Origin of the sequence: Rhizobium sp. Leaf311 (assembly GCF_001423445.1) — a bacterium.
Classification (GTDB): Bacteria; Pseudomonadota; Alphaproteobacteria; order Rhizobiales; family Rhizobiaceae; genus Agrobacterium.
Window position 1 is genome coordinate 89526 of record NZ_LMNZ01000009.1, and the last position, 13575, is coordinate 103100.

General features: G+C 57.0%; 13 protein-coding genes. 9 read left to right on the top strand and 4 right to left on the bottom strand.

Annotated elements, in window-relative coordinates; translation table 11 throughout:
- The 4 genes from nagA to ASF69_RS14290 all read right to left on the bottom strand — a co-directional run.
- Positions 1-1141, bottom strand: a 1141-nt coding sequence (gene nagA / locus ASF69_RS14275) for an N-acetylglucosamine-6-phosphate deacetylase (protein WP_082469739.1), incomplete at its 3' end; no start/stop codon positions are given.
- A gap of 2 nt (positions 1142-1143) precedes the next feature.
- On the bottom strand, positions 1144-2166 hold the full coding sequence (locus ASF69_RS14280; protein ID WP_062588589.1) for an SIS domain-containing protein: 1023 nt from the start codon (positions 2164-2166) through the stop codon (positions 1144-1146).
- 32 nt (positions 2167-2198) lie between these two features.
- Positions 2199-2963, bottom strand: a complete 765-nt coding sequence (locus ASF69_RS14285; RefSeq protein WP_062588590.1) for a GntR family transcriptional regulator — start codon at positions 2961-2963, stop codon at positions 2199-2201.
- Complete coding sequence (locus ASF69_RS14290) at positions 2960-3847, bottom strand: BadF/BadG/BcrA/BcrD ATPase family protein (RefSeq protein ID WP_062588782.1); 888 nt, start codon at positions 3845-3847, stop codon at positions 2960-2962. The genes ASF69_RS14285 and ASF69_RS14290 overlap by 4 nt, the downstream gene beginning before the upstream one ends.
- 207 nt (positions 3848-4054) lie before the next feature.
- Here ASF69_RS14290 and ASF69_RS14295 point away from each other — a divergent pair, with 207 nt between their 5' ends.
- The 9 genes from ASF69_RS14295 to ASF69_RS14335 all read left to right on the top strand — a co-directional run bounded on the left by ASF69_RS14295 (position 4055) and on the right by ASF69_RS14335 (position 13505).
- A complete protein-coding gene (locus ASF69_RS14295) occupies positions 4055-4948 on the top strand; it encodes an N-acetylmuramic acid 6-phosphate etherase (protein WP_062588592.1) in 894 nt (297 codons plus the stop codon).
- Between the two features lie 61 nt (positions 4949-5009).
- Positions 5010-6269: an ABC transporter substrate-binding protein gene (locus ASF69_RS14300; protein ID WP_062588594.1), complete on the top strand. Its 1260-nt coding sequence runs from the start codon at positions 5010-5012 to the stop codon at positions 6267-6269.
- A 162-nt stretch (positions 6270-6431) separates the two neighbouring features.
- Positions 6432-7379: a sugar ABC transporter permease gene (locus tag ASF69_RS14305; protein ID WP_062588596.1), complete on the top strand. Its 948-nt coding sequence runs from the start codon at positions 6432-6434 to the stop codon at positions 7377-7379.
- 12 nt (positions 7380-7391) lie between these two features.
- A complete protein-coding gene (locus tag ASF69_RS14310; RefSeq protein ID WP_062588598.1) occupies positions 7392-8231 on the top strand; it encodes a carbohydrate ABC transporter permease in 840 nt (279 codons plus the stop codon).
- Positions 8228-9286, top strand: a complete 1059-nt coding sequence (locus ASF69_RS14315; protein ID WP_062588599.1) for a Gfo/Idh/MocA family oxidoreductase — start codon at positions 8228-8230, stop codon at positions 9284-9286. The genes ASF69_RS14310 and ASF69_RS14315 overlap by 4 nt, the downstream gene beginning before the upstream one ends.
- A 15-nt stretch (positions 9287-9301) precedes the next feature.
- Positions 9302-10303: a sn-glycerol-3-phosphate ABC transporter ATP-binding protein UgpC gene (gene ugpC, locus ASF69_RS14320; protein WP_062588601.1), complete on the top strand. Its 1002-nt coding sequence runs from the start codon at positions 9302-9304 to the stop codon at positions 10301-10303.
- Between the two features lie 38 nt (positions 10304-10341).
- The gene (locus ASF69_RS14325; protein ID WP_156462072.1) at positions 10342-11070 is read left to right on the top strand and encodes a copper homeostasis protein CutC; all 729 of its coding nucleotides are present in this window, start codon (positions 10342-10344) and stop codon (positions 11068-11070) included.
- A 109-nt stretch (positions 11071-11179) separates the two neighbouring features.
- The gene (locus tag ASF69_RS14330) at positions 11180-11917 is read left to right on the top strand and encodes a FadR/GntR family transcriptional regulator (protein WP_062588607.1); all 738 of its coding nucleotides are present in this window, start codon (positions 11180-11182) and stop codon (positions 11915-11917) included.
- A gap of 76 nt (positions 11918-11993) precedes the next feature.
- On the top strand, positions 11994-13505 hold the full coding sequence (locus ASF69_RS14335; protein WP_062588609.1) for an ABC transporter substrate-binding protein: 1512 nt from the start codon (positions 11994-11996) through the stop codon (positions 13503-13505).
- Positions 13506-13575: the final 70 nt, after the last annotated feature.

A 13575-nucleotide genomic window follows, 5' to 3' on the forward strand; every position in this document is an offset into this window, starting at 1 on the left:
CCTGCGTGCCGCCGATCCAGGTGCTTTTCAGCTGGTAGTCGTTCGTCAGGATCAGGAAGTCGGCGTCGTATCCCTGCTTCAGCTGGCCTTTGCGGCCCGCCAGTCCGGCAGCCTCGGCTGGGTAAAGGCTTGCCATACGAATGGCTTCCTCGATTGGTAGGCCGAGTTTCCGGTGAACGAAAAGAACAGACGAGAGCATATCGATGTCAGCACCCGCCAGCGTGCCATCGGCAAGCGTCAGGCGACCGTCCTTCCGATAGATCTGGCGCCCATTCAGTGTCAGGCCTTCAAGATCGGTGCCGATTGTGGACATGGCGTCTGTAACAATGAAGATCCGTCCGGGTCCCTGTTTGGCCCTCAGCGCAGTGCGCATCGCCGCGGGGTGGACATGAAAACCATCAGCGATGATCCCGGCTGAAACAGTGCCCAGTTCGAGAGCGGCGCCGACGAGACCGGGCGAGCGGTTTTCGAGCGGGCTCATGGCGTTGAAAAGGTGCGTTACGGTACGCGCTCCCGCTTCTACATAGGCCTCTGCCATTTCAAAGGCAGCATTGGTGTGACCAAGACTGACGATAAAGCCGCCCTCTGCCAGTGCCTTGACCTGCTCCAACGTTGTGTTTTCCGGTGCGACCGTAATCATCAGGGCGTCGAAGCTTTTCCCGATTTTCAAAAGACGTTCGAGATCTTCCCGTTCCATAGGCCTTATCAGGTCTGGATGATGAGTGCCCTTGCGGGCGACAGAAAGATGTGGGCCTTCCAGATGCAGCCCTATAAAGCCTGGAATGCGTGCGGCTTTCGCGTTGAGGCCAGCCTCTATAGCCGTTGCCGTAACCTCACGCGTATCTGTAATCAAGGTTGGCAGGAGAGCGGTTGTGCCAAAGCTTGCATGGGCCGCGCAGATCTGCCGGATACCCTCGACGGACCGGTCATCGTTCAGCATCACGCCGCCGCCGCCATTGACCTGCAGATCGATGAAGCCGGGAACAATCAGCCCGCCAGCCGTGTCGACGGTTTTCACGCCTGAAGAAAGCTCGCTCTGCGCAGCAATGCTGATGACCTTGCCATCTTCAACAACAAACGCGCTTTCTTCGATCCAGCCCTGGCCGTCGAAAATTCTGCAATTGGTAAAGGCTTGAACCATTATCAGCGTGTCTCCGTGACCTTCTTGAGGGCAACCGGGGCATCGGGGTTGAACCCGCGCGATCGGGACCAGGCCTCAACGAACCCGTAAAAGGGCACAATCAGGGCAAGCGAATCGGTCAGCGGATGGCCGGTTTCAACAAATGGCAATCTACGGGCGTGGCTTGCTCCATCTGCGGTCACGAAGGCAAGGGCACCCTTTTCTGCGAGACTGTCGGCTGTCGTCAGGACAGACATCAAGGCCGCATCACGCGCCGCAAAAGTGACAACCGGAAAGCGGCGATCTACCAGTGCCACAGGACCGTGAAGCACCTCGGCGCTGGAATAGGCCTCGGCGTGCATTTCCGAGGTTTCCTTGAATTTCAGCGCAGCCTCGCTGGCGATTGCCAATGAGGGACCGCGACCAAGCATGTAAAGCGAATCCGCGTCTCCCAGCTCCGCTGCGAGATCTTTCCAATCCAGCGTGATGGCCTGATGTAGCTTTTCGGGCAGTTGCCGGATGGACCGTTGCAGATCCGAATCGACTGTCCATTCGGCCAGAACAGCAAGTCCGGCCAATACCGAGTTGAAAAAGGATTTGGTTGCCGCTACCGCGAGCTCTGGCCCGGCATTGATATCGATGGCATGTGCACAGGCATCCGACAAAGGCGAGGGCCGCGTATTCGTCAGCGAGATCGTCAGCGCACCCGCCGCCGCAGCCGATTGGGCAAGAGCAACGATGTCAGGACTTTTTCCCGATTGCGATACCGAGATCGCTGCCGCTTTGTCCAGTTTCAGCGATTTCCCGTAAATGGAGGCAAGCGAGGGGCCGATGGAGGCCACGGCGCGGCCTGCCTGCTGCTCGATGGCGTATTTGAGAAAGTGGGCGGCATGATCCGAAGAACCGCGCGCGATGGTGATGAGAAAGGCGGGATCAAACGCCCGCAACGCCTTGCCGGCAGCCTGAAGGTCATCGCTGGCACTGCTCAGCAAACGGCTGGCTGCATCGGGTATTTCATCGATTTCCTGGCGCATATGCGTGGGCATGGAACTCTCTTTTCCTGTGTCGGCGGCGGCACTCAGCCGTCCGTCAGTGTCATTTCAGCTACGAAGTCGTAGGCGTCGCCCCGATAGAGCGATCGCGTCAACTCAACCACGCGGCCAGATTCCAGATAGGATATGCGTTCGATGGCGAGCCCTGCCGACCCCTCGGGAACCGCAAGCAAAGCCGCATCCTCACGCGATACGTTGCAGGCCGAAATACGTTGTACCGCACGCACAGGCCGGTTGCCGCTACGGTGCAATTCGGCATAGAGCGATGTGCCCACCGCTGCCGGATCGGGCAGTATATCCGATGCCAGGCTTGCTCTCTCTATGGCAAGGGGCAACTCATTGGCGATGCGGAGACGCTCAAGACGCGCGACCATCATGTCGACCTTGAGACCCAGCATCATCATCTCGTTGGATGACGGGTGGAAAAGACCTCTGGCAAGCCATTCCGAGCGGGTAACATATCCCCGTCTGGCCATGTCTTCGCTGAAGGATGTGAGGCGCGACAGCGGTTGCTGCAGGCGGGAAACTGGCTTCATGACGAAAGTGCCAGAACCGTGCTTGCGGCTAAGCAAGCCGTCCTTGACCAGATCGTCTACCGCTTTTCGGACAGTGACGCGGCTGACATTGGCAAATTCCGCCAGATCGCGCTCGGGAGGCAATGCCTGCCCATGGGCCAGTTTACCGGAAAGGATCGCACTTTCCAGCGATTGCCGAAGCTTGACGTAAAGAGGTCCCGTTCCGATGGATTGCAGATCGTCAGGGGAGATGAAATCGGACAAGGCTTCCGTCATGCCACTCCCCCTTCAACGCCTGCGAAAGCGGCTTTTGCCAGCGCAATCGAGCCTGCCAGCGCATCCTGCGCAGGTTGGACAAGACGCTGCTGATGGCGTGGGGCCAGATACTGTGCGTAGAGCGTCGACAACCCGCCCAGAAGACAAAGTCTTCCGCCGTGTGTCAACTCGGACATGCGGTCAAGCGAGCGGTCAATGAATCGGGCGGATTGCTCCAGAATGCTCAAAGCGGCCTTGTCGCCGTGGGCACCAAATTGAAACACAAGGGGGGCATAGCGACCATAGTCGCCCGGTTTTGCGCTTTGAGAAAATGCCACCATCTTGCGTGGATCGAACTCAAACTCTTCAAGCAATGCCTGCGTAAGTTCTGTCCGGACAGAAATTCCGTCGTGGGCCAGCAGGCTTTCCTGCAGAGCCATCTGGCCAAGTCGCGCGCCACTTCCCAGATCACCGAGATGGTAGCCCCAGCCGCCGATGGAGCTGACTTGCGAGCCGGACCGGGCAATATAAATCGTTCCGGTCCCCAAGATCGCAACCGCGCCATCTCCGTCACCAAGAGCGCCCTGCAGCGCGATCAATCCGTCAGACTCGATGATGGACTGGTGGAATGGCAAGCGCGGCATGACGTATGCCACGGTGTTCTCGACATTGTTTCCCGCAAGTCCGAGATAGGCCTCAGCATCTTCCATCAAGCGCGGATCAAGACCTGCATCTTCAAACGCCGCTTTGGCGGCTTGGGCGATGTTTGATATCGCCGTGTCTGGCGCGGTCATGATGTTGGACGCGCCGCTTCTGCCACGACCAAGAATTCTGCCGGTTGCGTCTGCGACTGCTGCCCGGCAACTCGTGCCGCCGCCGTCGACTCCCACGAGATATCGCTGCATGAAATCGTCTCCTGCGAGAAAGATACCAAAAAAATACCAATTTCCAAGTCGAAAAAATAAAGTTTTTGTAAAAGCCATTTTCTCTATTTTTATCATTAGGTTATGCTTTTGACTAACTGTTGGGAGGCTAATAAATAAATCATTTCTTAAAAGACGCTGGACAATTGGTATTTTTTTGGCATTAAATTCCACTGCAGGGAGTTTTTTATGAGCGCAGGCGGAACTGAGGGTTTGCACGATAAGGCGAGGGGGCTCGACACCATGGTGCCGAGCGATGTTCTGTCGCTTTTGAGTTCAGGACAGCAGCAGGCTGCCCGGTCCGTCGATGCAGCCCGGGATGCCATTGCGTCAGCGTCACTGCTTGCGGCCGATGCGATTTCGCGCGGTGGTCGGCTCGTCTATGCGGGAGCGGGCAGCTCTGGCCTGATGGCCATGGCTGACGCTTTGGAGCTGCCAGGAACCTACGGGATAGAGCGCGAGCAGATCGCTATTCTTTTCGCTGGCGGTATCAGCAATCTGTCTGAAATGCCGGGTGCGCCTGAGGATGATGTCGAGCAGGCGCGGATAGATGCAGAGGCGGTCGTTGGGGCAGGAGATTGTGTCGTCGTTATCTCGGCAAGTGGGTCGACACCCTACGCGTTGGGCGTCGCGGACTTCGCCCGTCAGAAGGGTGCAAAGGTTATTGCCATTGCCAACAATGCGGATGCAAAGCTTTTCGACAGAAGCGATGTCGCCATTCTGCTCAAAACTCCACCGGAATTCGTTGCGGGCTCGACCCGGATGGGCGCGGGCACGGCGCAAAAAATCGCGCTCAACATGTTTTCGACCCTCATGGCCATTCGCCTGGGGCATGTACATGACGGCCATATGGTTAACCTGCGCGCCGATAACCGAAAGCTGCTTGAGCGGGCAGCGCGCATTGTTTCCGATGTCGCCGGTGTGAGCATGGACGAAGCAGGACGTTTGGTGGAAAAGGCGTCCGGGTCCGTCAAGGTCGCGATTCTGCTTGGGGCGGGCGCGAAAGACAAGAATTCAGCCGAGAGAATGCTAGAGACAAGCGGCCAGAACCTTCGCCGTGCGCTTGAGCTGATCGGCGGATAAGACTGCAACAACCATAGTTGATGAACGCCGTGGCGGCGTTACACCAAGAGGGAGAACAAGAATGACCCGTAATCTCACGAAAGCCCTGGCCTTGGGAGCAAGTTTGCTGGGCTATGCCGGTCTGGCCTCGGCAGCGGACGTAACGCTGACGATCGAGAGCTGGCGCAATGACGATCTGGCGATCTGGAAAGACAAGCTCATACCGGCTTTTGAAGCAAAGAACCCCGGTATCAAGCTCGCGTTTCAGCCCATGGCGCCAACGGAATATAATGCCGCATTGAATGCCAAGCTGGAATCCGGTTCGGCGGGCGATCTCATCACGTGCCGTCCTTTCGATGCATCGCTTGAGTTGTTCAAGAAGGGCTATCTTGGCGACCTGACCAAGAATCCTGGCATGGAAAACTTCTCGAACGTTGCGAAAACGGCCTGGTCAACGGATGATGGTGCCCAGACGTTCTGCGTTCCGATGGCCTCGGTTATCCATGGTTTCATCTACAACAAGGACGCATTCGAGACACTCAAGATCGAAGTGCCGAAGACGCAGGCGGAGTTCTTCGCCGCCCTCGACAAGATCAAGGCTGACGGCACCTATGTCCCGATGGCGATGGGCACCAAGGATCTTTGGGAAGCCGCAACCATGGGCTATCAGAATATCGGCCCTAACTACTGGAAGGGCGAAGAAGGCCGTCTGGCGCTGGTCAAGGGCGAGCAGAAGCTGACTGATGCCGCCTGGGTCAAGCCCTACGAGGTCCTAGCGAAGTGGAAGGACTATCTGGGCGACGGCTTCGAAGCGCAGACCTATCCCGATAGCCAGAACATGTTCACCCTTGGTCGCGCGGCAATTTATCCTGCGGGCTCATGGGAAATCTCCGGCTTCAACACGCAGGCTCAGTTCAAGATGGGCGCATTCCCGCCACCCGTCGAGAAGGAAGGCGATACCTGCTACATCTCCGATCACACGGATATCGGAATGGGTGTAAACGCCAAGTCCAAGCATCCCGCCGAGGCTGCCAAGTTCCTTGAGTGGGTCGCATCTGCGGAATTTGCCGATCTCTACGCCAACGCACTGCCGGGCTTCTTCAGCCTCAATACCACGGCTGTAAAAATGGCTGATCCTCTCGCCCAGGAATTCGTCTCCTGGCGCGAAAAGTGCAAGCCGACGATCCGCTCGACATACCAGATCCTGTCGCGCGGCAAGCCGAACCTGGAAAACGAAACCTGGGTTGAATCCGCCAACGTCATCAATGGAACGGATACGCCTGCCGTGGCTGCTGAAAAGCTGCAAAAGGGTCTCGACAGCTGGTACAAGCCAGCAAAATAAGTCTGACGAAGCGGTGCATGGCGGAGGATATTCGCCATGCACCCAGCGCGTCACAAACCTATTTGCTTGTCAAATCTGACCTATGGTTTTCGTTGGGCCGTATCCGCGCCCCGTTAGCCTATGTCATGCTCGACTTCCCATCTGACAGTTCGGACTGATCCCATGAGCGCCGAGAATAGTTTCAACGACGAAAGAACAAGCCGGCGGCCATTCCGGTGGCATATCCTTGTGTTCATGCTTCCGGCATTCCTCGTCTACACGGCGGTGATGATCATTCCTCTGGGCAGCACGCTCTGGCTTTCCTTTTTCAAGGAGGTCGACGGGCAAAGACTTTTTGTCGGGCTTGAGAATTTTCGGACACTGTTCTTTGAAGATCGGTGGTCGGAAAGCTTCTGGAACGCACTGGTCAACAACGTCTATTTCTTCATCATCCACATGCTCGTGCAAAATCCGATCGGCGTCGCGCTGGCCGCACTTCTTTCACTGCCCAAGCTGCGTTTTTCGGCCTTCTATCGTACGGCAATATTCCTTCCTACACTTCTATCTTTCGTGATTGTTGGCTTTATCTGGAAGCTCATCCTGTCGCCGCTTTGGGGAATAGCGCCGACATTGCTGGATTTCGTCCATTTGAAATTCCTCTTTGCGCCATGGCTCGGCAGGCCGAATTCGGCACTCATTGCCGTGTCGCTGATATCTGTCTGGCAATATGTCGGTATTCCCATGATGCTGATCTATGCAGCGCTGCTCAATATTCCCGATGAGGTCATCGAAGCTGCCGAAATGGATGGCATCACCGGCTGGAGCCAGTTCTGGAAAATCAAGCTGCCGCTTATCCTGCCAGCCATTGGCATCATCTCGATTTTGACATTCGTCGGCAATTTTAACGCGTTCGACCTGATCTACACCGTGCAGGGCGCGCTGGCCGGGCCGGATGGGTCGACTGACATCCTGGGAACGCTACTTTATCGCACCTTCTTCGGCTTCCAGCTCCAGTTGGGTGATCGCTCCATGGGTGCGACAATTGCAACCGTGATGTTCCTCATCATTCTTGCCGGAGTGAGCTTCTACCTTTTTGCCATTCAGCGCCGTATGCGCCGCTATCAATTCTAAGGGGCGTCGGAAATGTCTAAAGCACGCTCCTCACTCGTCCGCACCGTTCTGGCCCACGCCGTCCTTCTTTCCTACACGGCCATCGCGCTTTTTCCGGTGGTGCTGACGATCATCAATTCCTTCAAGTCGCGTAATGCCATCTTCCGCAATCCCATGCAGGTGCCGTTACCTTCGACATTCGATCTCGTCGGTTACACCACCGTTCTTGGCCAGAGCGATTTTGTGCAATATCTACAAAATTCGCTGATCGTTACGGTGGTTTCGATTGCGCTCGTGCTGCTCTTTGGCGCGATGGCGGCATTTGCGCTGTCGGAATATCGGTTCAGGGGCAACACCTGGCTTGGCCTCTATATGGCGCTCGGCATCATGATTCCGATCCGCCTTGGCACGATCGGCATCCTGCAGGGCATGGTGGCGACGGGGTTGGTCAATACGCGAACTGCCCTGATCCTGGTTTACACCGCTCAAGGTCTGCCGCTTGCGATCTTCATCCTGTCGGAATTCATGCGAACGGTTTCCGATGACCTCAAGAATGCGGGTCGCATCGATGGATTGTCGGAATACAAGATATTCTTCCGCCTTGTCCTGCCGCTTATCCGCCCCTCCATGGCAACGGTTGCGGTCTTTACGATGATACCGATCTGGAACGATCTCTGGTTCCCTCTTATCCTCGCGCCCAGTGAGGCGACCAAGACCATCACGCTCGGCGCGCAAATATTCATCGGTCAATTCGTCACCAACTGGAACGCGGTCCTGGCAGCCCTGTCGTTGGCAATCGCACCTGTCCTTGTTCTCTACACCATATTCTCGCGGCAACTGATCCGCGGCATCACGGCAGGAGCGGTAAAATGAGCCAAAAACCCCTCAAGGTTCTGGTTGCGGGTCTCGGCAATATGGGCATGAGCCATGCGCTGGCCTATGCCGCCAATCCCGGTTTCGAAATCGTCGGGCTCGTCAATCGTTCCAAGCCGGTCTTGCCTCCAGCACTTGCGGGCCATGACATACTGCCGTCTTTTGAAAATGCGCTGGCGGAACTAAAGCCGGATCTCTGCTCCATCAATACCTATTCCGACAGCCATGCCCAGTTGGCCATCACGGCGATGGAGGCGGGCTGTCACGTCTTTGTGGAGAAGCCGCTGGCGACGACCGTTGCGGATGCCGAGCGTGTGGTTGCCTGCGCACGCGCCAACGGCCGTAAACTCGTTGTCGGCTATATTCTGCGTCACCACCCGTCCTGGGTAAAATTGATCTCACTCGCTCGCGATCTCGGCGGGCCCTATGTTTTCCGCATGAACCTCAACCAGCAATCATCCGGCAAGACCTGGGAGACACATAAGGCCTTGATGCAGACGACGCCTCCGATCGTGGATTGTGGCGTGCATTATGTGGATGTCATGTGCCAGATTACGGATGCAAAACCCGTTTCGGTGCGCGGCATGGGCCTGCGGCTTTCTAACGAAATTGCGCCGGACATGTACAATTACGGCCACCTGCAGGTGACTTTCGAGGACGGCTCCGTGGGTTGGTACGAGGCCGGATGGGGCCCGATGATCTCCGAGACTGCTTTTTTCGTAAAGGATGTCATGTCGCCGAATGGCTCCGTTTCCATCGTCATGGACCCGAATGCCAAATCGGATGACATCGACACCCACACGAAAACGTCGACGATTCGTCTCCACAAGGCTGAGACGGGTCCGGATGGCCGTTTTGTCGAGCCCGATCAGTTGCTGCAAATGGACGGCGAGCCCGGCCACCAGGAACTGTGCGACCGGGAGCAGGCCTATGTCTTGAAGGCTATCCGCGAGGATATCGATCTCGACCGGCATATGAGCGATGCTGTCCAATCGCTGCGGATCTGCCTTGCGGCGGATGAAAGCGCGCGAACCGGCCGTATGGTCGATCTTTGAATCTGGAGAAAATCCTTGGGTAATCTGACACTCAAATCCGTCGCAAAATCCTTTGGCACCGTGGAGGTGCTGAAAGGGATTGATCTGGACGTCAAGGATGGAGAGTTCGTCATCTTCGTCGGGCCATCCGGTTGCGGTAAATCAACGCTGTTGCGGACCATTGCGGGGCTTGAAGATATCAGCTCCGGCGAGATCATCATCGATGGTCGCGAAGTCTCCGCCGTGCCGCCCGCAAAGCGCGGTATCGCCATGGTCTTCCAGTCCTACGCGCTTTATCCTCATTTGACGGTTAAGGATAATATGGGCCTTGGTCTCAAGCAGGCCGGAACACCGAAGGATGAGATCGAGACGCGGGTCGCCAATGCATCGTCCCTTCTATCGCTCGGCCCTTATCTGGAGCGACGTCCGGCGGAGTTGTCGGGTGGGCAGCGCCAGCGCGTAGCCATCGGCCGCGCCATCGTGCGGGAGCCGACGCTTTTCCTTTTCGATGAGCCTCTTTCCAATCTCGATGCGGCTCTTCGCGTGCAGACTCGCCTCGAAATCGCGCGTCTCCATCGGCGGCTAAAGGCAACGATGATCTATGTAACGCATGATCAGGTCGAGGCCATGACTCTTGCAGACAAGATTGTGGTTCTCAACGCCGGGCGCATTGAGCAGGTCGGCACCCCCATGGAGCTTTACAACCGCCCAGCCAATCTTTTCGTTGCCGGGTTCATCGGGTCCCCGCAGATGAACCTGATCGATGCCGCGCGGTTTGGTGAAAGCGGCTACAAGACACTCGGCATTCGTCCAGAACATATTCTGCTGTCGCGCGAAAGCGGCACCTGGCCTGGAAAGGTCGTGCATGTCGAACATCTGGGTGCCGATACCATCGTCTACCTCGAGAGTGATGCCATCGGCCTGTTGACCGTGCGCCTGTTTGGTGAACATGCCTATCACCCGGACGATGTTGTTTACGCTTCGCCAAGCGGGGACGCCACACACCGTTTCGACGCCAACGGAAATGCGGTTCGATAGTCCGTCTTTATCGCCACTCTTATCGCATCAGGTCAATCATGGCTGAAATTTGGCTGGAAGTCTGCGTCGATGATGTCGCGGGCCTGAACGCCGCCGTCGAGGGTGGAGCGGATCGGATTGAGTTGTGCAGTGCTCTTTCCGTCGGCGGACTGACACCGTCCGTCGGCTTGATGAGTCTGGCTGGGCGCTCCCCGGTGCCATGCTATGCGATGATCAGACCGCGGGCCGGAAATTTCGTCTATTCCCCGGATGAACTGGCCGTGATGGAAGACGATATCAGGTTTGCCGCTTCCTGCGGCATCGCTGGTGTGGTCTTTGGAGCAAATCTTCCAGACGGGCGTCTCGATCATCTTGCTCTGAGGCAGTTGTCCGAGGTCGTAGGGTCCATGCCGCGCACCTTGCATCGCGCCTTCGATCTTGTACCTGACATGTCTGAGGCAGTCGAAACCGCCATCGATTGCGGCTTTGAGCGGATACTGTCCTCCGGGCGCGCTGTAACGGCTCTCGACGGGATCGCCGATTTGAAAGCCGCGATAGAAATCGCTGCGGGTCGTATCTCCATCATGCCGGGCTCTGGCATCAATCTCGACACGCTCGGCCCGGTGCTTGAGGAGTTGCACGTGGCAGACATCCATTCGTCCTGTTCCTCCAGTGTAGAGGTCACCGATCCAGCCGTCCTGGCTTTCGGTTTTTCTGCTCGGCAGATGAAACAGACCGATGTCGCTATCGTCAGGGCGATGAAAGAGCTGCTCACGGCAGCTTCCTAGCGGACCTCACGGACAGTTCTGCATAAAAATGGCGCACGATCAAAAAATGAGCTTGACGTGTCGAGCTTTTACGGCTTGATTTGAACCAATGTAAAATTGGTACCAACCAATGAACGAAACATCCCGCATTCTTGGTCCGGAAAATGCCAACTACGCACTCGAGAGACTGCGGGAACTGATCACCGTCAGCGCGTTTGGGAGAGATGGCAAACTGCCGACGGAAAGAACGCTATCCGAGCGCCTGGGCGTTGGTCGTCGCGAAGTCAGGCGTGCTCTCGAAGTATTGGAAGCCGAGGGGCTGATCTGGCGCAAACAGGGCGCGGGCACCTTCCTGGGGCAAAAGCCGGATAGCTGGAGCGATCATGCCGCGAGCCTGGTTTCCGGGACCAATTTCATGGAAATCATGGAGGTGAGGCTACGGCTGGAGCCACAGCTGGCGCAACTTGCCGCAATGCGGGCCAAGCCCTCCGACATTGCAAGAATGCGCGAGACGTGCCTCAAGATTTACGAGCGCACCGATGCCGACTGGCGCGAACTCTGGGATGGCTCGCTGCATCGGCTGATTGCGCAAAGTGCCGGAAACCAGCTGTTCCTTTCGCTGTTCGATGTGGTCAATCGCGTCCGACAGGACCCGACATGGCAGGCTGTGCGGGAGCGCGCCCGCCGCCTCGATCACACCTTGCAGGAATCGCGTGATCAGCACGCCGAAATCATCGATGCAATCGCCGAGCGTGATCCGGCCAAGGCGGGTGAAGCCATGCGCAATCACCTGCTGACGCTTCAGGAGAGGCTCGTTCGCCAGACGTCCATGGACCATCTGGACCATCCATCCAAGGAAAATGCTTGAAAGACGGCGTAGGGCTCTCCTGCGCAGAGGTAGAACCGGAAAACCGGCTGCCATAACCGACCAGAGGAACAAGAAGATGAAACGACAGATGACATTTGCTGCCAGTTTGCTGGCGGCGGCACTCCTTTCGACGTCGCTGCAGGCCGCGGAACTTCGTATCGGTTTGCAGGACGATGCCGACGTGCTGGATCCTGCCCAGTCCAGAACCTTTGTTGGACGGCTGGTTTACACCAGCATGTGCGACAAGCTTGTCGATCTAGACAATAACCTGTCAGTCGTTCCGCAACTGGCGACGAAATGGGCCTGGGGCGACAATGGCAACACGTTGACCATGGATCTGCGCGAAGGCGTTGTCTTCCACGATGGCACGCCTTTCAACGCCGAGGCCGCCGTCTATACGATCGAACGCAACATGACCATGCCCGAATCCCGCCGCAAGAGCGAGCTTGCATCTGTGGCGAAGGTCGAAGCGACGGGCGCGTATCAGATCAAATTCACGCTGAAAAGCCCGGATGCGAGCCTGCTGGCGCAGCTTTCCGACCGAGCTGGCATGATGGTTTCGCCAAAGGCTGCAAAGGAACTCGGAGCGAATTTCGGTTCCAAGCCGGTGTGTGCCGGACCTTTCCGGTTTGTCGAGCGCATTCAGCAGGACCGCATTGTTCTGGAGAAATTTCCGGACTACTGGAACAAGGACAATATCTTCCTCGACAAGGTCACGTTCCTGCCTATTCCGGATACCACGGTGCGCCTTGCCAACCTTCGCGCCGGTGATCTCGATCTGGCAGAGCGGATTTCCGCGTCTGACGCCGCTTCCGTCAAGGATGATCCGAAGCTGACCTATGGCGAAGTGGTCGGCCCCGGTTACATGGCAATGTATGTGAATATTGGCAACGGTGCTCGCGCCGATAATCCGTTTGGCAAGGACAAGCGGTTGCGGCAGGCTTTTTCGCTGGCCATTGATCGCGAGGCCATCAACCAGGTTGTGTTCGAAGGAACGGCGCTGGCAGGAAATCAACCCTGGCCATCCACCAGCCCCTGGTACAACAAGTCTGTCCCGGTGCCTGCGCGTGATGTTGAAAAAGCCAAGGCATTGATGAAGGAAGCCGGCTTCGATCGCTTCGAAATCGAGTTGCAGCACGCCAACAACACCACCCAGACCCAGATGATGCAGGTCATTCAGGCCATGGTTGCCGAGGCCGGTTTTGACGTGAAGCTGAAGGCGACGGAGTTTGCGACGCTGCTCTCTGAACAGACTGCTGGCAATTACGTCCTGTCACGGTCTGATTGGTCGGGCCGTTCCGATCCGGATGGAAACATCCATCAGTTCGTGACCTGCAAGGGTGGCATCAACGACACGAAATACTGCAATCCAGAGGTCGACAAACTGTTGAACGAGGCGCGCGCTTCAACCGACAATGCCGTGCGCAAGGAAAAATATGACGCAGCCACCAAGATTCTCGATGAGGATCTGCCGCTGATTTATCTCGGGCATCAGGCTTACCTTTACGCGACGTCGAAGGCCGTTACCGGTTTTCAGCCTTCGTCCGACGGGATGATCCGTCTGACCGGCGTGAAGAAGGGCTCGTAAGAGACGACTGTTATCCCGGTGCGCGGCGAGCTGCCGCGTATCGGGGTCATCGATACCCGGCCTCGCCCAA